The 21,217-nt window shown below is 64.0% G+C and carries 19 protein-coding genes and 1 pseudogene; 11 read left to right on the forward strand and 9 right to left on the reverse strand.

What is annotated here, in order from left to right:
• Positions 1-132 precede the first annotated feature (132 nt).
• The 3 genes from AC1HC7_RS05615 to AC1HC7_RS05625 all read right to left on the reverse strand — a co-directional run bounded on the left by AC1HC7_RS05615 (position 133) and on the right by AC1HC7_RS05625 (position 3,283).
• Positions 133-1,158, reverse strand: coding sequence for a glutathione S-transferase C-terminal domain-containing protein (locus AC1HC7_RS05615; RefSeq protein ID WP_479498754.1), 1,026 nt, complete (start codon positions 1,156-1,158; stop codon positions 133-135).
• Entirely contained in the window at positions 1,155-1,583 is a 429-nt protein-coding gene (locus tag AC1HC7_RS05620; RefSeq protein WP_479498755.1) for a hemerythrin domain-containing protein, read from the reverse strand. The genes AC1HC7_RS05615 and AC1HC7_RS05620 overlap by 4 nt, the downstream gene beginning before the upstream one ends.
• A gap of 158 nt (positions 1,584-1,741) precedes the next feature.
• A complete protein-coding gene (locus AC1HC7_RS05625; protein WP_479498756.1) occupies positions 1,742-3,283 on the reverse strand; it encodes a glutamate synthase-related protein in 1,542 nt (513 codons plus the stop codon).
• Positions 3,284-3,732: 449 nt separating this feature from the next.
• On the opposite strand from AC1HC7_RS05625, the gene AC1HC7_RS05630 reads away from it, so the two are divergent.
• The 10 genes from AC1HC7_RS05630 to arsC all read left to right on the forward strand — a co-directional run bounded on the left by AC1HC7_RS05630 (position 3,733) and on the right by arsC (position 13,287).
• Positions 3,733-4,761, forward strand: coding sequence for a LacI family DNA-binding transcriptional regulator (locus tag AC1HC7_RS05630; RefSeq protein WP_479498757.1), 1,029 nt, complete (start codon positions 3,733-3,735; stop codon positions 4,759-4,761).
• A gap of 101 nt (positions 4,762-4,862) precedes the next feature.
• Positions 4,863-6,164 carry an ABC transporter substrate-binding protein gene (locus tag AC1HC7_RS05635; protein ID WP_479498758.1) on the forward strand — a complete coding sequence of 434 codons (1,302 nt, stop codon included), beginning with the start codon at positions 4,863-4,865 and terminating at the stop codon, positions 6,162-6,164.
• 106 nt (positions 6,165-6,270) lie between these two features.
• The gene (locus tag AC1HC7_RS05640; protein ID WP_479498759.1) at positions 6,271-7,137 is read left to right on the forward strand and encodes a carbohydrate ABC transporter permease; all 867 of its coding nucleotides are present in this window, start codon (positions 6,271-6,273) and stop codon (positions 7,135-7,137) included.
• A gap of 13 nt (positions 7,138-7,150) precedes the next feature.
• Positions 7,151-7,981, forward strand: a complete 831-nt coding sequence (locus AC1HC7_RS05645; protein ID WP_479498760.1) for a carbohydrate ABC transporter permease — start codon at positions 7,151-7,153, stop codon at positions 7,979-7,981.
• A 12-nt stretch (positions 7,982-7,993) separates the two neighbouring features.
• Positions 7,994-8,998 carry an ABC transporter ATP-binding protein gene (locus AC1HC7_RS05650; protein WP_479498761.1) on the forward strand — a complete coding sequence of 335 codons (1,005 nt, stop codon included), beginning with the start codon at positions 7,994-7,996 and terminating at the stop codon, positions 8,996-8,998.
• A complete protein-coding gene (locus AC1HC7_RS05655) occupies positions 8,995-9,768 on the forward strand; it encodes an L-iditol 2-dehydrogenase (RefSeq protein WP_479498762.1) in 774 nt (257 codons plus the stop codon). The genes AC1HC7_RS05650 and AC1HC7_RS05655 overlap by 4 nt, the downstream gene beginning before the upstream one ends.
• On the forward strand, positions 9,756-11,234 hold the full coding sequence (locus tag AC1HC7_RS05660; protein WP_479498763.1) for a mannitol dehydrogenase family protein: 1,479 nt from the start codon (positions 9,756-9,758) through the stop codon (positions 11,232-11,234). Before AC1HC7_RS05655 ends, AC1HC7_RS05660 begins: the two co-directional genes overlap by 13 nt.
• 294 nt (positions 11,235-11,528) lie before the next feature.
• Positions 11,529-11,843 carry an ArsR/SmtB family transcription factor gene (locus AC1HC7_RS05665; protein ID WP_479498764.1) on the forward strand — a complete coding sequence of 105 codons (315 nt, stop codon included), beginning with the start codon at positions 11,529-11,531 and terminating at the stop codon, positions 11,841-11,843.
• Complete coding sequence (gene arsB / locus AC1HC7_RS05670) at positions 11,840-12,859, forward strand: ACR3 family arsenite efflux transporter (protein ID WP_479498765.1); 1,020 nt, start codon at positions 11,840-11,842, stop codon at positions 12,857-12,859. Before AC1HC7_RS05665 ends, arsB begins: the two co-directional genes overlap by 4 nt.
• On the forward strand, positions 12,856-13,287 hold the full coding sequence (arsC, locus tag AC1HC7_RS05675) for an arsenate reductase (glutaredoxin) (RefSeq protein WP_479498766.1): 432 nt from the start codon (positions 12,856-12,858) through the stop codon (positions 13,285-13,287). The genes arsB and arsC overlap by 4 nt, the downstream gene beginning before the upstream one ends.
• A gap of 208 nt (positions 13,288-13,495) precedes the next feature.
• Here arsC and AC1HC7_RS05680 read toward each other — a convergent pair whose 3' ends face one another.
• The 6 genes and pseudogenes from AC1HC7_RS05680 to AC1HC7_RS05705 form a co-directional block, all read right to left on the reverse strand.
• The gene (locus tag AC1HC7_RS05680) at positions 13,496-15,958 is read right to left on the reverse strand and encodes an arsenate reductase (azurin) large subunit (RefSeq protein WP_479498767.1); all 2,463 of its coding nucleotides are present in this window, start codon (positions 15,956-15,958) and stop codon (positions 13,496-13,498) included.
• 15 nt (positions 15,959-15,973) lie between these two features.
• Positions 15,974-16,495, reverse strand: a complete 522-nt coding sequence (locus AC1HC7_RS05685) for an arsenate reductase (azurin) small subunit (RefSeq protein ID WP_479498768.1) — start codon at positions 16,493-16,495, stop codon at positions 15,974-15,976.
• 167 nt (positions 16,496-16,662) lie between these two features.
• The gene (locus tag AC1HC7_RS05690) at positions 16,663-17,904 is read right to left on the reverse strand and encodes a sigma-54-dependent transcriptional regulator (protein ID WP_479498769.1); all 1,242 of its coding nucleotides are present in this window, start codon (positions 17,902-17,904) and stop codon (positions 16,663-16,665) included.
• A complete protein-coding gene (locus AC1HC7_RS05695) occupies positions 17,898-19,385 on the reverse strand; it encodes a sensor histidine kinase (RefSeq protein ID WP_479498770.1) in 1,488 nt (495 codons plus the stop codon). The genes AC1HC7_RS05690 and AC1HC7_RS05695 overlap by 7 nt, the downstream gene beginning before the upstream one ends.
• Complete coding sequence (locus AC1HC7_RS05700) at positions 19,385-20,266, reverse strand: substrate-binding domain-containing protein (RefSeq protein ID WP_479498771.1); 882 nt, start codon at positions 20,264-20,266, stop codon at positions 19,385-19,387. Before AC1HC7_RS05700 ends, AC1HC7_RS05695 begins: the two co-directional genes overlap by 1 nt.
• A 284-nt stretch (positions 20,267-20,550) precedes the next feature.
• Positions 20,551-20,928, reverse strand: a pseudogene (locus AC1HC7_RS05705) (hypothetical protein); the annotation flags it as partial.
• An 18-nt stretch (positions 20,929-20,946) separates the two neighbouring features.
• On the opposite strand from AC1HC7_RS05705, the gene rhuM reads away from it, so the two are divergent.
• Entirely contained in the window at positions 20,947-21,057 is a 111-nt protein-coding gene (rhuM, locus tag AC1HC7_RS05710) for a RhuM family protein (protein WP_479498772.1), read from the forward strand.
• Positions 21,058-21,217: the final 160 nt, after the last annotated feature.

The following is a 21,217-nucleotide window of genomic DNA, read 5'->3' on the forward strand; positions in this document are numbered from 1 at the left end:
CTTCGGGAGGCAGGGGCCGGAGGTTCGAATCCTCTCACTCCGACCAAATCTTTCAGTGGTTCAGGCGATCGGGCGGGCGCAGCCTGCCCTGCGCCGTCCGGATATGGCTGATGTCGGCGGCCCAAGGGGCGGTTATGGCAGCTTGGCCAGATCGGGGTGCATGTAGGATTTTGGGTAAGGCATTGGGCTGAAGGGACCAAGCGGCACAACATTGTTCCATGAGCGCCCAAAATACCCTTGCCGACAATGATCCAGCGAATTGCTGTCCGCAACGCCTTGCAGCGCATAGACCCGGCACAGCCAGCGCCACAGGTGCGGGTAGTCCAGAATTCTGGCCCCATTCAGTTTCATGCGCAGATAATAAACCGGGTCATGGCGATAGAGCGTCGGGAACAGGCGCAGGTCGGCCTCGGTGAAATTGTCGCCGGTCAGGAAAGGGCGTCCGTCCGCGGCAAGCCGCGTTTCAAGCGCTGACAGCATGGCGAAATAGGCGTTGAATGCCGCCGCGTAAACCGCCTGATCAGAAGAAAACCCGGCCTTGTAAGCGCCATTGTTGATGCTTGCGTAAATCTCCTCGTTCAGGATATCGATTTCGCCCCGCAAGCCTTGCGGATACAAATCCGGGCGTTCAGGAAAGGCGCTGCCCAAAGCGCCGGCCTGATCGTTGAGCATGCGAATGATCTCGGCGCTTTCATTGTTGACGATCCGTTTGGCTTTCTTGTCATAAAGCACGGGGACAGAGCCTTCATCTGACCCATCAGCCGCGTAAACCTGCTTGACAAGGCGATAGCTTTTGCCTGTGGCCGTTTCAGTGGTGCATTCGGGAAAACGCGCGCCCGTTAGGGTCGAGACACGCCCGGGATTGAATTCCCACAAGTTCGGCGCGACGGGGTCGTCGTCATTTGTTCGGCCAGGGAAGGCGACATCAAGCGTGATGCTGCCTTGCAAGCCCAGCATATTGCGCGCCAATGTCACGCGGTGGCACCAGGGGCAGTTCAGCGCCACAAACAGATGATACCGCTTGGGCTCTGCCGGAAAATCCGCGTCCCCCAAAACGTTGCGAAACCCGGATACACCGCGCACGAATTCGCCTTTGGCGCGGCGGCGAACCGCGTTTGACTGGCTTTCTTCAATCGATGTATCAAATGGCTTTCTCATGACTTCGCCATATCCGCGCAAACGGTGGTGCAAACGATCGGCACGGCCAGATCTTCTTCATCGCCCAAATGGCGCTGCAGAAACGCCTCGATTGTTTTGGAGAATTCGTGCAATCCACCCGTTTCATCATAGGCCTGTTTCGGGTCCAGATCGGTCAATTGCATGACACCGTTGGCCGATCTGGAAAAGCTCTCCAGAACAACATCCAGGTCCTGATGGTCTTTTTCCAGAATGTCCAACCCGGCTTCAAAACGTGGATCAGCCGCCGTCAGTTCAGGAAAATAGCTGCGGTCTTCCCAGCTGTGATGCCCGCGCGAATTCCGAACCATCATACCGCCGAAACAGGCCGGACGCGCCGCGAAATCATCCATTTCGCGGGATTTGTTCAAAAACACTTCGGCCTCGGAACGGATGATCCCGCCCAACTGCCGAAAAATCTGATGCGCGCCCAGCCAATGTCATGTTTTCTCCTTGAACCCGGGGTGGGACTCCCTGCTGTCACGCGGACAAGCGTTCAGCAAGACCTGCATTTCTGCGGGCATGCCGGTGCTGCGCATCTGGAAAACCTGGGTCATGCCTTGGCTTATCCCCTCTGGTTCAGGCCAGCGAAACGCACGCCGCTGAGATCGGCCATTTCGCGTTTCCATGTAGTGATGTCGCCGTGGCGGAAATCCGACAGGCTGTCATGGCCGCAGGCGCGGGCCAAAACCTGCATCAGCTCGACCGAGGCCCCAAAATAACGCGCCAGCTTTTGCGCGCTGACTTCTACATCCAGAAGCCGTCGAAGCTCCGGTTTTTGGGTTGCCACGCCAACAGGGCAATTATTTGAATTGCACATGCGCGCGGCGATGCAACCCACGGCCTGCATGGCGGAATTCGACAAGGCAATCGCATCCGCCCCCATCGCCATGGCTTTGACGAAATCCTCGGCCACGCGCAAGCCGCCAGTGATGATCAGCGTGACCTCACGGCCGGTCCTTTTATCAAGATGGGCGCGCGCCCGCGCCAATGCAGGAATTGTCGGCACAGAAATGTTATTGCGAAAAACAAGCGGGGCAGCGCCCGTGCCGCCCCCACGACCATCAAGAATTATATAGTCCGCACTGGCCTCCAGCGCAAAATCCATGTCGTCCTCGATATGATTGGCCGACAGCTTGAAACCGATCGGAACACCGCCGGAGCGTTCGCGCACCTCGTCCGCAAGCTTGCGAAAATCGGCGGTTGTGCGCAGATCGGCAAACGTCGCAGGTGAAATCGCGGCCTGGCCTGGCTCAAGGCCGCGCACCTCGGCGATCTTGCCTTGCACTTTATCACCGGGCAAATGCCCGCCAGTGCCGGTTTTGGCGCCCTGGCCACCCTTGAAATGAAACGCCTGAACCCGCTCTGCCAATTCCGGTTTCCAGCCAAATCTTGCCGAGGCCAGTTCGTAAAAATATCGCGAATTCTCGGCTTGCTCTTCCGCCAGCATGCCGCCCTCGCCAGAACAGATGCCTGTGCCCGCCAGCTCGGCCCCGCGGGCCAGCGCTGTCTTGGCTTCTTCGGACAGCGCGCCATAGCTCATGTCTGACACAAACAGGGGGATATCCAGCTGCAACGGTTTGGCCGCACGCGGGCCGATGGTGACTGTTGTGGCCACAGGCACGTCATCGAGCAGCGGTTTGCGCGCGAGCTGCGCCGGCAAGATCTGAATGTCATCCCAATGCGGAAGGTCCTTGCGCGGCACGCCCATCGAGCCCATCTCGCCGTGATGGCCAAGCTTTGAAAGCCCGTCGCGCGCCAGTTCGTGAATGCGGGCGACAGTTGGCTCCTCTGGTGTTGGCACGGCCACAGGGGTATCTGATTTTGGCGCAGGCGCCGGGTCGCCCACAGAAAGGTCACCAAGGCTGGCATGCGCCCCATCGCAAAACGGGGCATTGGCGCTGGATTTGCATTGGCAAAGCGCCGCCGCGCCGGTTTTTTCAGCGGTGAATTTTAACGGGGCGATCCCTGTGCCCGCATGCGATCCATCGCAAAACGGCTGGTTCGCGGATTTGCCGCACCGGCACCAGAAATAATCCTTGCCTTCCTCCAGATCAACTTTCTTGGGGAGCTTGGCGGCGATAATGGGCGCAGCGTTCTCGGTCATGTTGGCATTCCTTGTTTTATGAGCCCAACCGAAAACCAAGCTGGGTTGTTTCAGCCTTTTGTGATTTTCCGAGGCTGGCGAATACGGAGAAAACGATGCCTTGGGCAGGAATCACTCGCCAAACCATGACAGGCGCAGCCAATGACACGCAAGTCACGGCGCCGGTGGCAGGCTCTATGGCCACTACGTGAGCCGGACGGCGCAAAAGTCTGGCGCGGGCGCTTGCCCGGTCTGCCGCCTGCCCGCCGGAGAAATTGAAGCGTTCCAACGAATGGGTTCGTCCAATTGGCATCGCTGTTTTTTTGCGGCGGCTTGACCAAAGCCTCTTGGGTTGCGTACTGTAAAAAGTTAAAATTACGCGCGACAAAATTTTCGGCGCTGGCGGGCCTCCTCAATGTCGCGGTTGTGCGAATGGCTTCCCGCCAGCGGCTTGGAATGGGGTTTGGGACATGGGCGCCGGCAAAATCAGGAATATGGAAGAGTTTGCGGCCAAAAGCGGCATCTCTCGTCCCACTGTCTCGAAATACTTTAACGATCCGGCCAGCGTCCGCCCCTCGACAAGAGAGCGCATCGAGGCGGCGCTCAGGAAATACGACTACCGCCCGAACATCTACGCGATGAACCAGAACCGGCGGCTGACCAAGAATATCGGCATCGTCGTCCCCTACCTGGCCGATCCGTTCTTTGCCGAGATCGCGCGCAAGATCGAGCGCCGCTGCATCGCCGCCGGGTTTTGGCCGACGCTGTTCAGTTCGCACGGGGAACAAAAGCTCGAAAACCAAATTCTCGACAGCCTGAGATCCCTCAAACCCGCTGGCGTCCTGCTCGGCCCGCTTGGTCGCGCGTCTGACCGCGGCGTGATCGAGAAGTTTTGCCGTGACGTGCCGACGGTCCTGATTGACGCCAATATCGATGGGGTCGGCGAGGCTTTCATCGGGTCCGACAACTTTCAATCCGTACCGCTGATTGTGGAATATCTCTGCCGCACCGGCGAACCGCCATGCTTTTTCGAGATGCCGCCCGTAAATCCGAACGCCAACAAGCGCAGGGAGGCCTACGAGCAGGCGATGGAGCGCCTGGGGCACGCATCTCAGGTGATCCGCGTGGAAGGCGAGACCTGGGATTTTGAACGCATTGGCTTTGAAGGCGGTCTGCGCGTGATAGACGAGGAGCGGCCCAAGACCAACACGATCCTGTGCAGCAACGACCGGCTTGCCATAGGCTTCCTGGCCGCCGCTTACGAAAGGGGGATCCGGGTCGGTCACGGCAAGGACTGCACCATGCGCGTCGCTGGCCATGACGACCATCCCTATTCGCGATTCACCTGCCCGTCGCTGACCACGGTCGCGCAGGACTATCAGGCAATCTCGGACCGCAGCGTCGAGACGCTCTTTGATCTGATCGAACAGGGAAGACATGCCGGGTCCCGGACCGAAACCCTGTTTGAAGGCAAGCTGACCATGCGCGCATCCGCTTGATCGGGAAGGTTAATTTACGCGCGTAAATTTTTTATTGACTTCGCGGAATGCGTTTAGTTTCCTTGCGTAGTGCGATTCCAGGCATCGAGGGAGGAAATCAAATGAAATTGAGAAATGCACTTTTTGCGGCCGGCACGATCGCGCTTGCCGCAGGGGGCGGCGTTTTTGCCGAAACGCTAACCATCGCCACCGTGAACAACGGCGACATGATCCGAATGCAGGGATACACCGACGACTTTACAGCCAAAACCGGCATCGATGTTGAATGGGTGACCCTGGAAGAGAACGTGCTGCGCCAGCGCGTCACCACCGACATCACCACCAAGGGCGGCGCTTTCGATATCATGACCATCGGCATGTACGAAACACCAATCTGGGGCAAGAACGGTTGGCTGGTGCCGCTCGACGACCTGTCGGCCGACTACGATGTCGCCGACATTCTGCCGGCAATGCGCGGTGGCTTGTCATATGACGGCGCCATGTTTGCGGCGCCGTTCTACGGTGAATCGTCGATGATAATGTATCGCACCGACCTGATGGCGGCGGCAGGCCTGACCATGCCAGAGGCGCCGACATGGGACTTTGTCGCCAACGCGGCCCGCAGGATGACCGACAAAGACAACGGCGTCTACGGCATCTGCCTGCGCGGCAAGGCCGGCTGGGGCGAGAACATGGCCTTCCTTACCGCGACCTCCAACGCCTTTGGCGCGCGCTGGTTCGACGAAAACTGGAAGGCGCAGTTCGATCAGCCGGCGTGGAAGGAAACGCTGACCTTCTACGTCAACCTGATGAACGATGCGGGCCCGCCGGGCGCCTCGACCAACGGCTTCAACGAAAACCTGTCGCTTTTCCAGCAAGGCAAGTGCGGCATGTGGATCGACGCAACCGTGGCTGCATCGTTTGTGACCAACCCCGAGGATTCGACCGTTGCCGACAAGGTCGGTTTCGCGCTCGCACCTGACGCGGGTCTGGGCAAACGCGGCAACTGGCTGTGGGCATGGGCGCTGGCGATTCCCGCCGGCTCGCAAAAGGTGGGCGCCGCCAAGCAGTTCATCGAGTGGGCAACCTCCAAGGACTACATCGAACTGGTTGCCGCGAACGAGGGCTGGGCCAACGTTCCCCCGGGCGGGCGCACGTCGCTGTACGAGAACCCGAATTACGCCAAGATTCCGTTCGCCAAGATGACGCTGAAAAGCATCCTGTCGGCTGATCCGAACAATCCGACCGTCGATCCGGCGCCGTATGTCGGCGTCCAGTTCGCGGCGATCCCCGAGTTCGCAGGCATCGCGTCGCAGGTGGGCCAAGAGTTCTCGGCAGCACTGGCGGGGCAGCAGACCGTCGACCAGGCCCTGGCCAAGGCGCAAGCCCTGACCACCGATGAAATGGAAGCCGCCGGCTACTGATCCTCCCTCTCGGGGGGCTGCCTTGGCGGCCCCCTGGGCAACAGACGCTCACCGGACGGCCATTCACCCAATAGTCTGGTTCCGGCGAACCGCGAGGAATTTCGTCATGGCCACGCAACATTCGAGATTCGCGGCAAGACTGATGCTTGCCCCGGCCGTGATCCTGCTGCTTGGCTGGATGCTGGCGCCTCTGACGATGACGCTGTGGTTTTCGTTTCGAAAATTCCTGCCCCTGCGCGGCGGCGATCTGGGCTGGGTCGGGTTCGACAACTACACCCGCTTCGTCACCTCCAGCTCGTTCTGGCCGTCGATTCAGACGACGCTGATCATCGTCGGGGGCGTGTTGATTGTCACCATTGTCCTGGGCGTGTTGCTGGCAGTGCTTCTAAATCAGCCGATGTGGGGGCGCGGCATCGTTCGCATCTTGGTCATTTCGCCATTCTTCGTCATGCCGACAGTCACTGCGCTGGTCTGGAAGAACATGTTCATGGACCCGGTGAACGGTCTGTTTGCGCATATCTGGAAGTTTTTCGGCGCCGCGCCCCTGCAATGGCTAAGTCAAGCGTCAATGCAATCAATCATTCTGATCGTGTCGTGGGAATGGTTGCCGTTTGCCACACTGATCCTGCTGACGGCGATCCAGTCATTGGACAGCGAACAGCTGGAAGCCGCCGAGATGGACGGAGCGCCGCCGCTGGCCCGGTTCGGCTATGTCACCCTGCCCCATCTTGGCCGCGCGCTGACCATCGTCATCCTGATCCAGACGATCTTTCTGCTGTCGATCTTTGCCGAGATATTCGTGACTACCGGCGGTGCATTTGGCACCAAGACGCTGTCCTACCTGATCTTCCAGCGCGTGCTTGAAAGCCAGAACATCGGCTTGGGGTCGGCTGGCGGCATCTACGCCGTCATCCTGGCCAACATCATTGCGATTTTCCTGATGCGCATCGTCGGCAAGAACCTGGATGCGTGAGGAGAAATAGAACATGGCCCGCACCGTTTCCACCCGAAGAAAGTCGATCAACACCGCCGCTGCATGGGCCGTCGGGCTGCTGATATTCTTTCCGATCCTGTGGACGATCCTGACCAGCTTCAAGACCGAGGCCACCGCAATCGCCGATCCGCCGGTGCTTCTGGCCTTTGATTGGACGCTGGAAAACTATTTCGTGGTCATGGATCGCTCGAACTACGGCAGGTTCCTGTGGAACTCGGTGATCGTCGCGGGTGGTTCAACACTGTTGGGGATCATCATCGCGGCGCCGGCCGCCTGGTCAATGGCATTCGCGCCCTCAAAAGGCGCCAAGGATATCCTGCTGTGGATGCTCTCGACCAAGATGCTGCCCGCGGTCGGCGTGCTTTACCCGATCTACCTGATTTTCATCAGGCTGGGCCTGCTGGACACAAAGATGGGCCTGACCATCGTGCTGATGCTGATCAACCTGCCGATCATCGTGTGGATGCTGTACACCTACTTTCGCGAAATCCCGGTCGAAATCCTGGAAGCTGCGCGGATGGACGGGGCCGGGCTGCGTCAGGAGCTTCTGTACATCCTGACCCCGATGGCCATTCCCGGCATCGCCTCGACCTTGCTGTTGAATGTCATCCTGGCCTGGAACGAAGCGTTCTGGACACTGAACCTGACGGCGGCCAAGGCGGCGCCGCTCACCGCATTCATCGCCAGCTATTCCAGCCCCGAGGGCCTGTTCTACGCAAAGCTCAGCGCGGCGTCCACGATGGCGATTGCCCCGATCCTGATCCTGGGCTGGTTCAGCCAGAAACAACTTGTGAGCGGCCTGACATTCGGCGCGGTCAAGTAGGAAAACATCATCATGGGACTGATCACGCTTGAAAAGGTGACCAAAAGCTTTGGCCAGACGCAGGTCATTCCGCCGCTGGACCTGACCATAAAAGACGGGGAATTTACGGTTTTTGTCGGCCCCTCGGGTTGCGGCAAGTCCACGCTGCTGCGCCTGATCGCCGGGCTGGAAGACATCACATCCGGCGCCGTCAGGATCGACGGACAGGACGCCACCAACATCCCGCCCGCCAAGCGCGGTCTGGCAATGGTGTTCCAATCCTACGCGCTTTACCCGCATATGAGCGTGCGCAAGAACATCGCCTTTCCGATGCGCATGGCCAAGCTGGACCGGGCCGAGCAGGATCGTCGCATCGCGCAGGCCGCGGCGGCGCTCAACCTGACCGATTACCTTGATCGCAAGCCGGGGCAATTGTCGGGCGGCCAGCGCCAGCGGGTCGCAATCGGACGCGCCATCGTGCGCGAACCGGCGGCGTTCCTGTTCGACGAACCGCTGTCCAACCTCGACGCTGCGCTGCGCGTTGGCATGCGGCTGGAGATCAGCGAACTGCATAAACGGCTGGCGACGACGATGGTCTATGTCACCCACGACCAGGTCGAGGCAATGACCATGGCCGACCGGATCGTGGTTTTGCGCGCCGGCGTCATCGAGCAGATTGGCACGCCGTTGGAGCTGTACAAAACGCCGAGAAACGTTTTTGTCGCCGCCTTCATCGGCTCGCCCCGGATGAACCTTGTCGAGGGACCCGAGGCAGCCAGGCACAACGCGAAAACGATCGGCATCCGGCCCGAGCATATCGATGTAGTTGAGGCCGACGGCGTCTGGCAGGGCACGGTCGGCGTCGCCGAACATCTGGGCTCGGACACGTTTTTGCACATTCACGAAACCGGTCTGGCCGACATGATCACCGTTCGCGCGCGGGGCGAGGTCAACTTGCGCCATGGCGACAAGATCCGGCTGGTTCCGCGCGCGGATCTGATCCACAGGTTTGATGCCAAGGGGTTGCGGATCACATGAAGCGGCTTGATGGCAAGACGGCCCTGATGACTGGCGCGGCGCGCGGCATCGGTCTGGCGTTCGCCCAGGCCTATGTGCGCGAAGGCGCGCGGGTGGCAATTGCCGACATTGACATTGAACGTGCGCGCGACAGCGCCGCAAATATCGGCGCGGCCGCAATGGCTGTTGAGATGGACGTCGCGCGCCAAGGCAGCATCGAGCGGGCCGTGGATCATACCGTCAAATCGTTCGGCAAGATCGATATCCTGATCAACAACGCAGCTGTTTTCAGCGCCGCCCCCATCGCTGAAATCAAGCGCGCCGATGCCCAGCGCGTCTTTGACATCAACGTCTCGGGTACGCTTTTCACCCTCCAGGCCGTGGCGCGCCACATGATCAAGCGTGGCGGCGGCGGCAAGATCATCAACATGGCCAGCCAGGCCGGGCGCCGTGGCGAGCCGCTGGTGGCGGTCTACTGCGCGACCAAAGCCGCGGTGATCAGCCTGACGCAGTCAGCCGGACTGGACCTGATCCGGCACGGGATCAACGTGAACGCGATCTCGCCCGGCGTGGTGGACGGCGAACACTGGGACGGCGTCGACGCATTTTTTGCGAAATACGAAAACAAGGCGCCGGGTCAGAAAAAGAAGGAAGTCGCCAGCAGCGTTCCCTACGGGCGCATGGGCAGGGCCGAGGATCTGACCGGCATGGCGGTCTTTCTGGCCAGCGACGAGGCCGGCTACATCGTCGGGCAAACCTATAACGTTGATGGTGGACAATGGATGAGCTGACGCCTCTCTCGCTTGCGACGCTCTCTGACATGCCCAACGCCGTACGGCTGCCGCACTACGACCGTTCGGCGCTGTCGCCCGGCATCGTTCATGTCGGGCTCGGCAATTTCCACCGCGCGCATCAGGCCTGGTATCTGCACCGGCTCTTCGACGAAGGGCTCTGCCAGGATTGGGCGATCATCGGCGCGGGCGTGCGGCCGCACGACGCCGTGCAACGCGAAAAGATTCTGGCGCAGGATTGCCTGACGACACTGATCGAACTGGCCCCCGCCGGCATCTCGACCGAGGTGACCGGCCCGATGACGGACTATGTTCCCGTCGAGCAGGGCAACGCCGCGCTGATCCGGCAAATGGCCGACCCGGCGATCCGGATCGTGGCCCTGACGGTGACCGAGGGCGGGTATTACATCGACCCCGCCAGCGGCGGGTTCGATGCCGGTCATCCGGACATCCGTCACGACGCTGCCAACCCTGAACTGCCGCGCACCGCGTTCGGCGCCATGGTGGCCGCGCTGCGCCTGCGGCGCGACCGGGGACATGGTCCCTTTTCCGGGCAGAGCTGTGACAACCTTCAGGGCAACGGCGCGATCCTGCGCCAGACGATGGTCTCTCTGGCGCGCCTGTCCGATCCGGAGCTCGCCGCCTGGATTGATGCGACCTGCAGTTTTCCCAACTCGATGGTCGACTGCATCGTGCCTGCCACCGGCCCAAAGGAAATCGCCCTCGTCCGGTCCCTTGGCATAGATGACCGGGCGCCCGTATCCCACGAGGACTATCGCCAGTGGGTGATCGAAGATGATTTCTGCGCTGGACGTCCGGACTGGGACCGCGTTGGCGCGATTTTTACCGACAGGGTTCACGACTACGAGTCGATGAAGATCCGCATCCTCAACGCCGGGCACCAGATTCTGGCGAATGCCGGCGAGATCCTGTCGGTCGAAACCATCGCGGACTGCCTGACGCATCCGCTGATCCGTGACCTGTTCCGCAAGGTGCAGACCGAGGAGATAGCGCCGCATGTGAAGCCGGTGCCCGGCATGGCGCCCGCGACTTACATCGATCTGATTGAGCGGCGCTTTTCGAACCCGTCGATCGCGGACACCACCCGGCGCGTCGCCTTCGACGGCTCGTCGCGCCACACGGGCTTTGTCCTGCCGATCCTTCGCGACGGCCTGGCCTCCGGCGCCCCGGTGGAGGGGCTCGCTCTTGTCGAGGCGCTTTGGGCGCGGATGTGCGAAGGCACCCGCGAAGACGAGACGGCCATTGAACCGAACGATCCCAACTGGAAGCAGTTGCAAGCAGCAGCCAGCGCAGCGCGCGCGCGCCCGAAGGCCTGGCTGGAACAGCGCCAGTTTTACGGCGACCTTGTCAACGCGCCGCGCTTTGCCAATGCGTTCGAGCGCTGGCTCTCCCTGATCTGGTTGGACGGGAGCGAAAGCGCAGTGGAGGCCTATCTCGGTCTCTGAGCGCGGCATGGGCTCGCGTTTCGATCTGATCTCCGTGCGCGGCTTCAGACGGGACCGGGTCTCCCTGGCGCGATCTGCTCAAGCGATACGGCCCGCACACCTCCGTCTGCAACCGCTTCAACCGTTGGGCCATCGTCCCGATCACGTCGCTGAGGGGCGGGACCGGGGGCGAAGGTTCAGTGCCCAACTCTCGTTCGGTAGCGATGGCATATTCCTGAAGCGGCGCGATGGCGGTTGCCAAGAGTCAACGTATCGTCTATCGACGATAGACGAAAATATACGCGGATGAGCGACATGGACCCCCACATAGCCGAACTGGCCAAGGCGCTGGCGCATCCTGCGCGGCTGCGCATCCTGCGGCTGCTGCTGGCCACGCCGAGCTGCATCGGCGGCGACATCGTGAACGCCGTCGGGCTGGCGCAGTCCACGATTTCGGAACATCTGCGCATCCTGAAGGCCGCCGGCGTCATCACCGGCGAGATCTCGGGGCCGCGGATCTGCTATGCGCTGAACCCCGCCGCGCTTGCGCCTCTGACCGAGTTCATCGACGCGCTGAGCGCGCCCCCCGCCGGGGCCTGCTGCGTGCCTGACGAAAAGGAAATCCCATGAGCCTGTTCGAACGCTGGCTGACCCTGTGGGTCGCCCTGTGCATCCTGGCCGGGCTTGCGCTCGGCGCCCTCGCGCCCGATCTGTTCGGCGCGCTGGCCAGGCTGGAGTTCGCCTCGGTCAACCTGGTCGTCGCGGTCCTGATCTGGGCCATGGTCTATCCGATGATGATCGCGGTGGATCTCGGGTCGCTCAAGGCGGTGGGCCGGCGCCCGAAGGGGCTTGTCATCACCCTGGCGGTCAACTGGCTGATCAAGCCCTTCACCATGGCGGCGCTGGCGGTGCTGTTCTTCGATCATGTCTTTGCCGGGCTGATCGACCCCGCGCGGGCGCCGGAATACATTGCCGGGCTGATCCTGCTTGGCGCCGCGCCCTGCACGGCGATGGTCTTTGTCTGGTCGCAGCTGACCAGGGGCGATCCGAACTACACGCTGGTGCAGGTTTCGGTGAACGATCTGGTCATGGTGGCGGCCTTCGCGCCGATCGTGGCCTTTCTTCTGGGCGTGACCGAGATCAGCGTGCCGTGGGAGACGCTGATCCTGTCGGTCGTCCTCTATATCGTCATTCCCCTGATCGCGGGGCTGCTGACGCGCTGGGCGCTGATGGCGAAGGGGGGCGCGGCGGCGGTGGCTGCCTTCACGGCACGGATCAAGCCGGCTTCGGTGGCGGGGCTTCTGCTGATGGTGGTGCTGCTCTTTGCCTTTCAGGGGCCGGTGATCCTGGCGCAGCCGCTGCTGATCGCGCTGATCGCGGCGCCGATCGTCATCCAGTCCTATGGCATCTTCGCGCTTGGCTATCTCTGGGCCTGGGGCTGGCGTGTGCCCCACAGGGTCGCCGCACCCTGCGCGCTGATCGGCACCTCGAATTTCTTCGAACTGGCGGTCGCCGTGGCGATCGGGCTGTTCGGGCTGAACTCCGGTGCGGCGCTGGCCACCGTTGTGGGCGTGCTGGTCGAGGTGCCCGTAATGCTGAGCCTCGTCGCCATCGCCAACCGCACGCGCGAAAGCTTTCCCGCATGAGCGTATTTTCCGTCGTCATTCATCACAACCCCGGCTGCGGCGCCTCGCGCAACGCGCTCGGGATCATCCGGGCGGCCGGCTATGATCCGACCGTCATCGACTATCTTGCCGAGGGATGGACGCGCCCCCAGCTTCTGGCGCTGTTTGCCGCCGCCGGGATCACCGCGCGCGAGGCGTTGCGCGTTTCGCGCTCACCGGCCGAAGAGATGGGGCTCACCGCGCCGGATGTTTCCGATGATGACCTTCTGGAGGCAATGACGCGCCACCCGGTCCTGGTGAACCGCCCGATCGTCTGCACGCCCAAGGGCGTCAGGCTCTGCCGGCCCTCCGAGACCGTCCTCGATCTGCTCGACAAGCTCCCGCCGGGGCCGCTTGCCAAGGAGGGCGGCCAGCTGATCATCGACGCCGCGGGAAACCGGGTTTCCTGACGGCCCGACCGCCCGGAACATCCTCGCAACCGAACGAGAGGGGCGGCGCTGCAACCGTTTGCTGGCGGGGCTGCGTTCTTCGGCGCTCGGCATGGCTTTGCCGCGATCCCGATCGTCTGTGAAGCGCGCCGCGCGCTCGTCGGGCCGAGCGCCAGCAGAAACGGGCGGCGCCATGGCCGCCCGTTCCAGACCCGTGAGCGGGGATCGATCAAGCCTTGTATTCCTTCGACTTGAAGGAGATGCCCCGGACGCTTGCCGGTGCGTCGGCAAGCTTGCGGATCTTGCCGAAGGTCAGCTTGTATTCCGGCAGGATCAGCTCGTTGGCGCCCGGGTTCACCACATTGCCCTGGCTGCCCGCGGGCGAGCCGAACACCATCGCCACCTGGCCGCGCCGGGAGGTGTCGACGGGATAGGCGATGCCCTGGGTGGCGCCGTTCTCGTTGGCGATTTCCACCAGGTCGCCGGGTTTGAGGCCAAGATCGGCCATGTCGTCGGGGTTCATCTCGATGAACGGGAAGGGGAAACGATCCTGGATGAAGTCGTTCTCCTGATCGAGGAACTGGTTCTGCCAGAAGATGTTGGCCCGCACATTGTTGATGAAGAAGGGATAGTCCTTCGCCTCGCGCGCCTTGCCCGGCGAATGGTAGCCGCGCCATTGCGAGGCGCAGAACAGCGCCTTCTTGTCCTCGCGCCCGTGCCGGTCGAACTTGCCGTCGGCGTAAAGACGCGGCGTGCCCACCAGCTTGCCGTTCTCGAAACCGCGAACCGGCTCCTGCACGCCGTTGTTGCCCATGGCGCGCAGGCGGTTGTAGGTCACCTCCGGGTTGCCCTGGTGGTAGCCGTCCATGAAGGCGTCCTCCTCGGTCTGCCAGTCATAGTCCTTGAACTGGTCGGCATAGGCGTCATTGCCCATCTCGCGCAGGACGCGCTCCATGTGCTGGGCGATGCCGGCGACGATCAGACAATCGGGTTTGGAGTTGCCGAACGGGTCCATGTAGCGCTCCGACAGCCGCAGGCGCCGCTCGCCGTTCATCGAGGTGAGGTTCATCTCATTCGATTCGCAGGCGGGCAGGATCACATGGGCCGACTGGCCGATCTTGCTGTGGATGATGTCGGCGTTGACGATGAACAGACCCCCGGCATTGACCGCCGCCACGATGGCGTCGACCAGCTCTTCGCGGGCGCCGCCGGCGGCTGCGTCCATCGCCTCCTTCACGATCTGCGAGCGCCGGTTGATCACCCGCTTGAACTCGGCCGCGTTCAGCGTGGTCTTGTAGTGGTCGCAGGCCCAGACGTGATAGACCTTGCCGCCGCCGCCGATCAGCAGCTGATCGACATATTGCGCCGGCCGGCCGACATGGGCGTCAGACGGGCGGTAATAGCCCTCCTGGTGGCCGCCCATCCGGCAGCAGCCGACGCCTTCGCGGCCGATATTGCCGGTGGCGAGCGCCACGTTCACGATCGAGCCCACGGCGTGGTAGTTGTCATTGCCCCAGATCACGCCCTTTTCGTAGCCGATCACCGCCTTGCGGCGCGAACCGTCTTCCTTCGGCTTCGCGATCCATTCGGCCGCCTTGACGATGTCGGCCGCCTCCACGCCGCAGGTCTGCGCGGCCTCCTCGACCGAGGTGCGGCAGCTTTCGAGCGCGTATTCCAGCGAGCCGAGCCCCGCGGGGTGCGCCTCGTCCACCGGCGCCGCTTCGCCGTCGCGGAAGGTCGAGGCCTCGATGAAGTCGCGGCTTTCCCAGCCCTGATCGACGATATGGGTCAGAAGCGCGTTGAACAGCACCGCGTCGGCGCCCGGCTTGATCGCCAGATGCAGCACGTTTTCGGGCCCCGCCACCTCTTCGGCGGCGTTCACCGTGACGGTGCGGCGCGGGTCCACCATGATGAACTTCGCACCGTTGCGCATCCCCGCCACCATGTGGTTCAGGAACAGGTTGGTCTGGGTTTCCAGCGGGTTGGCGCCCACCATCATGATGGTGTCGGTCACCTCGTAGTCGCTGTAGGAATAGTTCAGCTCGCCCACGCCCATGTCGCGGCTGGAGTGCACCTCCGAATTGTAGGCCGGGCGGTTGTGGATCCGGCAGTTCCTGATCTTCATGCTCTGGAAATAGAGCTTGCCGGTGGCCCAGGTGTTTTCATAGCCCCCGGCCGAGCCGCCATGGTCGAACATCGACACCACGAGCTCGTCCTCGCCATAGTCGTTGACGACCTTCGCCGTCACCCGGGCGACGAGGTCAAGCGCATCGTCCCACGAGGTCGGCTGCCAGGTGCCGTTGCGCCAGACCATCGGGTCCGACAGGCGCTGCTGCTGGGTGCCGGTGACGCGCGAGGGGCGATTTTCGGCCATGCGCCCACCGCGGATCGAGGCCAGGCCCGCGTTCACGACGCAGTCCCGGTCGGGCGCCACGACCAGGTGCACGTCCTTCCCGTCCTGCTTGACGATGTTGTACATCGACGGCGCGACCCAGGCGCCGTCGGCGGGCTGCTGTTCGGAAAGGTCGATGCCGAAGGCGTTCTCGTTCGGCTTCAGCCCGCCCTGCCTGTTGCGCGGCCAAGTATAGGCCTTGTAGCCGCAGCCGACGATGCAATAGTGGCAGGTGACGTTCTGCACCTTGGCTTCCGCGGGCGGAATCGGCAGGCGGTCGATCTGTCTCTTGTAGGCCATTGTCGTTCCTCCCCCTCAAAGCACGTTCGACGGACGACCGAAGATCAGGTCGGTCGCGCCTTCGGCATGGATGTCGCCCTTGTCGTCCACGCGCAGGACGAATTGCGGCAGGTTCTGGGTGGCATGGCCCCAGATCTCCTGCCCGCCGGCCTCGGCATCGAAGCGCGAGAAATGGCCGGGGCAGTTGAAGCTGCGATCCTCGCCGTTGTAGTTCAGCATCCAGCCGCGATGCGGGCACAGGGTCGAAAAGGCCACGATGTCGCCATCGGGGCCCACGCCGTCCTCGACCGGCTTGCCCAGCTTCAGCAACACGCCCGGGCTGTCGGCATCGGGATATTCGATGTCGAGCGGCTCGTTCACCTTGAGATCGGCGATGTTGGCCAAACGGTTCGAGGGATAGTCGATGACCGCCGGCGCCGGCGTGGCGCGGGCCTCGCCGGCAGTGGTCACGGTTGATACCGTCGCGCCGGCCGCGGCAAGCGCGCCCCCGCGCAGGAATTGCCGACGGCCCACGTCGGCCAGGTTCTTGCATCTCATGGTTCGCGTTCCTCCCTTGGGATTTCACCGTCCCCAAGAATAATCATCCGCAGGCGCGGCGCGGCGCCGAGTTTTCCCATATGGAAGGGCGCAACCATATGTATTCAAAATACTTCCAGAAGCGTTCGGATTTTCGAACGGGCTGACGGCGCGAATCGCCCGCGGCCTCAACGCTCGTCGCGGGCTATCCCGTAGCGCTGCGTCTTTTCCCACAGCGTGGTGCGTGAAACCTTCAGCAGCCGTGCCGCCCGGCCGATGCGGCCGTCGCAGCGCGCCAGCGTATCGAGGATGTGGCGACGTTCGGCCTGCGCCCGCGCCTCGGCGAGCGTCAGGGGCTGTTCTTGCCCCGCCACGCGTTCGTGGAACAGATCCGCAGACATCAGAAGCGGCCCCGGGGCGCTTTCCACGGCCTGCGCCAGCCGCGCCCGCAGCTCGCGCCCGCCGCCTTCCCAGGGGTGGCTGCGCACGGCGTCCTCGGTCAGGCTGCTGATGCCCTCAAGCGGCGCCTCGCGGCGGGCGTTCATCCGCGCGAACAGCCGATGCATGAGCCAGACCGCATCCTCGGGGCGCTGGTCGAGCGGCGGAATCGCGATCTCGGCCATCTCAAGCCGCAGGATCAGCTCGGCCCTCGGCCCGCCGCGCGCGCGAATACGGGCGATTTCCGCTCCGCATGAGGCAATGACGCGGCCGGCAAAGCCGCCCTCGACGGCGGCCAGAAGCGCTGCCGCGGCGCGGTCGTCGAGCAGGCCCAAGGCATGGATGAAGAGCGTGCCCTCGCCGGTGCGGGCGACGGCCCCGGCAGGGCCCTTGAGACGCCCGCCAGCATCGGCCTCGCGGGCGAGGTTGACCACCTCGAACGGCGCGGCGCGACGGTCGGACAATTCGTGGATGCGGCCCGCGATCAGCCCCTTGCCGGTGCCGGGGCCGCCGACGATCAGCGCGCTTCGATCTTCGCGCGCGATGCGGCGGGCCTGCGCCTCGATCCTTCGGGCGGCGGGCGATATGCCCAGGATCGGCGGGAACGGGTCCTCGGGTCGGGTGGCAACCAGGCCTGCCAGGCGCTCGAGCAGGACGGGGATATCGAAGGGCTTTGTGATGTAGTCGGCCGCACCCGCGCGCATCAGGCGCACAGCCTGGTCGATGCCGCCGTGGCCGGTGATGAACAGGAAGGGCGGCGGCGTGGCCGTCTCGCACAGGCGGGTGAACAGATCTTCGCCGGTGCCGTCCGGCAGGCGGATGTCGCACACCACCGCGTCGATCGGCGCGCGCGGCGTGCGCAGGGCCCCGAGCGCGCGCACCACCTGCCTGAGCCAGATCACCTCGGCCCCTTCGAGTTCCAGCCGCTGCACCAGCGAGGCGCCCATGAACTCGTCATCCTCGACGACGGCGATGCGAAACCCTTTCAGCATGCGTCGCCTCCCGGCTCCGGCGCAACGAGAGGCCCTTCGCGGCCGTCTGCGCCGGGCGCCGCCCCGGCTTGCGGCATGGGCAGGCTGACCCGGATGCGCGTCATGCCGGCCACGCGATCGACCTCGATCTCGCCGCCAAGCCGGGCGACCAGATCGCGCACGAGGCGCAGCCCCACGCCGCCGCTTGCGGCGGGCACCGGACCGCCGCCCAGAAGGCGCGTGCGCGCCGCCCCGCTCAGCCCGGGGCCGCTGTCGGACACTTCGATGCGCAGTCGCGGCCCGTCCTCGGCGGCAACCCGCAGCCCGACCCGCCCGCCACGCCCGGCGGCCTGCGAGGCATTCAGCAGCAGGTTCAGCGCGATCTGGCGGACCTGCGCCGAAGGCAGCGCGTCGAGATCGGCATCCCCGGACGGGACATCCCAGTCGAACTCCTGGCCATGCATGCGCAACTCCGGGCCGATCAGCAGTCGCAGATCCTCGAAATCCTCGGCCGACAGCGGCGCGGCGCTGCGCGAAAACCGGTTCATGTCGAGCGTCGCGCGCGCCACGTCGCGCAGATGCCGCAAGCCGCGCGCCAGCAGGTCGGCCGACTTGCGCACCACCTCCGGCCGGTCGGCATAGCTGCGGATGGTGTCGGTGGCGTTCAGAAGCCCGCCGAGCGGGTTGTTGATCTCATGCGCCAGCGAGGAAGACAGCCGACCGAGGCTGACGAAGCGTTCGCGCTCGGCCATCCGGCGCTCGGTATCCGCCTTCTCCGCGATCGCGCCGACCATGCGGTTGTAGATGCGCACAAGGCGGTTCAGCTCGTTGTCGCCGCGCGGCATGTCCCGATCGGGAATCGGGCGGGGCGTGCCTTCGGTCTCTTCCATCCAGTCGGCAAGGCGACTGATCGGCGCCAGCATCCGCCGCGTGGCCAGATAGCCGACGAGCGCCAGAAATCCCGTCGCCAGAGCATTTCCGAAGATCAGCAACTGCCTGATCCGGCGGCGTTCGGCCTGCAGGTCGGAGATGTCCAGATCGGTCAGGATCTGCCCCACCTCGCGCCCCTGATAGACCAGCGGCGCCCGCAGGCGGACACGGTCGGACGCCTCGGCCAGGATCAGCTTCGCGGGGGACTGGGCGCCGGCGGCAATGGCTTCGATCGGGCTGTCAACGGGCGCGCGCCGCGGATCTGTGGCGGCCAGAACACGGCCCCTGGTGTCGGCCACGCCGGAAAACACGTTGCGCCGGCCCGCGGACGCCCCGGCGGCGCGCTCGAGGGTGTCGTAGATTTCCCAGACATCCTTGCGCAGCACATGCGCCCCCAGCGCGACCGACAGCGATTCCACATGCAGCCGGGCGAGCTCGCGGATACGGGTTTCCTGCTGGCGATCAAGAACGATCAGCACCAGCTGCGAGGCCACCGCCGCCACCGCCGCCATCAGCACCGCGACGACGAGCGGCACCCGGTAGGAAAGCGAGAGATCGCGCCACCACCGCATCAGCGCAGCCCGTTGAAGATTCGCATGCGGCGCCTGATCCCGTCGAACAGGCCGGGGGGCGCCGCGGCCATCCCGTCGAGTTGCAGGATGCCGAGCGCCGCCCGTCCCTCTGCCGTCCGGTCGAAGCCGAGAAGCGCGCGGGTGATGTCGGCGACATCGGGATCGGAAAGCCTCTCGGTCAGCGCGCAGATGGGTGGAAAGCCCAGCCAATCCGAGCGGTGGATCACCCGCGTGCCCGCCGTCAGCTGCGGCTCGGCCCGGGCCAGAACCTCCCAGACATAGCCGTCCACGCTGCCCGAACGCACCAGCCCCGCCGAGACCGCCCGCACCACGTTGCGATGGCCATAGGTAAAGATTGTGCGGCCGAAGAACTCTTCCGGGCGCAAGCCCTTCCTCGCCAGATCCGAGGCCGTCACCAGAAAGCCCGAGTTGGAATCGGGATCGGAAAAGGCGTGGATATCGCCCCTGAGGTCATCGAGCCCCTCTGCCGCGTCGTTCGCGTCGACGACCAGGTAGGAGCGATAGAGCGGCCGGCCGTTCCACACCGGCACCGCGATCACCGAAAGCTGATCCTCGTGCTGAAGATAGGGGTAGCCGCAGAGCCAGGCCGCATCCAGCGCGCCTTCGAGCAGAAGCGCGGTGACTTCCTTGTAGGTGCGCCGCTGCTCCATCTCCACCGGCCGGTCGAGCGCTGCGACCAGGGCCGCGCGCAGCCGGTCGATCACCGCCGCGTCATTGTCCAGAAACACCGGCGTCAGCCCGAGCCTGACCGGTTGCGCAGCCGCCCGTGCGAGCGCAGGCGCGGCAAGCGCGGCCGCTCCTCCCGTCGCAAGGAACCGCCGCCTGGCCTGATTCAATCGCTCTTTCCATGTTTTTTGCATGCCGGGCTTCAGCCTAGGAACACGGTGGTCCCAACGCAACAGATCGAGAGCGGCGACACCGAAGGCCCCGCGACTGACAAGTCCGACCCCGGGCGCCGCCACGGGGCGCACGCGCCTTGGTCCGCGGCAATCGGTCAGGGCGCAGAGAAGCTGGCGGCTCCTCGAGCGGGGACGATGCGCCAACAGCCGAGGGCCGAGCGGTCCGTTCACTCCGGCCAATGTCACCGCGAGTTTCAGGTGGGCATGGCCCGAACACGCTGCGCCGCGCGCACAGGCATCATCCATAGGCGTGCGAACACCTCGAAGCAGCGCTGCGGCAGGCGGTTACCGAAATTGCCGAGCGGCAGATCCTCGAAGACGACATAGGGCGTGCCGCGCCAGGCCGGCCGGTTCGCTGCCCCCATCTTCGCTTCGATGAACGGGTCCGCGCTCTGCGCTTCGTCGCCCGGATACCAGCGCAAGGTGACGCCGGCGGTGTCCATGAGCTTGCCATCGGCCCAGATGCGGCCGATGCCGGTGGTCGACCCCTCGCAGAGCGCCACGGCGAAGCTGGCGTAATAGCGATACGCCGTCGTCTTGACCTTGCCGCCCGCGCGCATGCGTCCGTAGACGCGCGGGATGACCGCGCCTTCACGGCGGCGGAGCTGATCCGCGAGCGCGCCGCCCCGGCAAAGCCCAACATGGGGCTGGCCACATGGAAGGGCGCGGTGGTGCGCAAGGGCGACGTGGGCACCGCCAAGAACTATCGGGGCGAGGCGGAAATCCGCGAACTAAACCTGATCGTCACCTGACCTGCCACTGAACTTTCATCCACTTGGGATCAGAGCCCTTTGGGTTGATACGCCGATTGGCGCAGGTTGAGCAACCGGCAGCTGCGCGGAGCTTTCATCTGGCGCAGCGTGGCTGTCGGTTGCGGTGAACAGGCGCTCGGCAAATGCTTTTGGCGTCTGG

The sequence above is a fragment of the Oceanicella sp. genome (assembly GCF_056449545.1).

Excerpts from the sequence above, each read along its gene's own strand:
- AC1HC7_RS05645 (WP_479498760.1), top strand. The coding sequence starts at position 7,151 with ATGGCCCGCACCGTTTCCACCCGAAGAAAGTCGATCAACACCGCCGCT.
- arsB (WP_479498765.1), top strand. The coding sequence starts at position 11,840 with ATGAGCCTGTTCGAACGCTGGCTGACCCTGTGGGTCGCCCTGTGCATC.
- AC1HC7_RS05695 (WP_479498770.1), bottom strand. The coding sequence starts at position 19,385 with ATGCGGTGGTGGCGCGATCTCTCGCTTTCCTACCGGGTGCCGCTCGTC.
- AC1HC7_RS05650 (WP_479498761.1), top strand. The coding sequence starts at position 7,994 with ATGGGACTGATCACGCTTGAAAAGGTGACCAAAAGCTTTGGCCAGACG.
- AC1HC7_RS05700 (WP_479498771.1), bottom strand. The coding sequence starts at position 20,266 with ATGCAAAAAACATGGAAAGAGCGATTGAATCAGGCCAGGCGGCGGTTC.
- rhuM (WP_479498772.1), top strand. The coding sequence starts at position 20,947 with ATGGGGCTGGCCACATGGAAGGGCGCGGTGGTGCGCAAGGGCGACGTG.
- AC1HC7_RS05630 (WP_479498757.1), top strand. The coding sequence starts at position 3,733 with ATGGGCGCCGGCAAAATCAGGAATATGGAAGAGTTTGCGGCCAAAAGC.
- AC1HC7_RS05640 (WP_479498759.1), top strand. The coding sequence starts at position 6,271 with ATGGCCACGCAACATTCGAGATTCGCGGCAAGACTGATGCTTGCCCCG.
- AC1HC7_RS05665 (WP_479498764.1), top strand. The coding sequence starts at position 11,529 with ATGGACCCCCACATAGCCGAACTGGCCAAGGCGCTGGCGCATCCTGCG.
- AC1HC7_RS05680 (WP_479498767.1), bottom strand. The coding sequence starts at position 15,958 with ATGGCCTACAAGAGACAGATCGACCGCCTGCCGATTCCGCCCGCGGAA.
- AC1HC7_RS05655 (WP_479498762.1), top strand. The coding sequence starts at position 8,995 with ATGAAGCGGCTTGATGGCAAGACGGCCCTGATGACTGGCGCGGCGCGC.
- AC1HC7_RS05615 (WP_479498754.1), bottom strand. The coding sequence starts at position 1,158 with ATGAGAAAGCCATTTGATACATCGATTGAAGAAAGCCAGTCAAACGCG.
- AC1HC7_RS05635 (WP_479498758.1), top strand. The coding sequence starts at position 4,863 with ATGAAATTGAGAAATGCACTTTTTGCGGCCGGCACGATCGCGCTTGCC.
- AC1HC7_RS05625 (WP_479498756.1), bottom strand. The coding sequence starts at position 3,283 with ATGACCGAGAACGCTGCGCCCATTATCGCCGCCAAGCTCCCCAAGAAA.
- AC1HC7_RS05685 (WP_479498768.1), bottom strand. The coding sequence starts at position 16,495 with ATGAGATGCAAGAACCTGGCCGACGTGGGCCGTCGGCAATTCCTGCGC.
- AC1HC7_RS05690 (WP_479498769.1), bottom strand. The coding sequence starts at position 17,904 with ATGCTGAAAGGGTTTCGCATCGCCGTCGTCGAGGATGACGAGTTCATG.
- arsC (WP_479498766.1), top strand. The coding sequence starts at position 12,856 with ATGAGCGTATTTTCCGTCGTCATTCATCACAACCCCGGCTGCGGCGCC.
- AC1HC7_RS05660 (WP_479498763.1), top strand. The coding sequence starts at position 9,756 with ATGGATGAGCTGACGCCTCTCTCGCTTGCGACGCTCTCTGACATGCCC.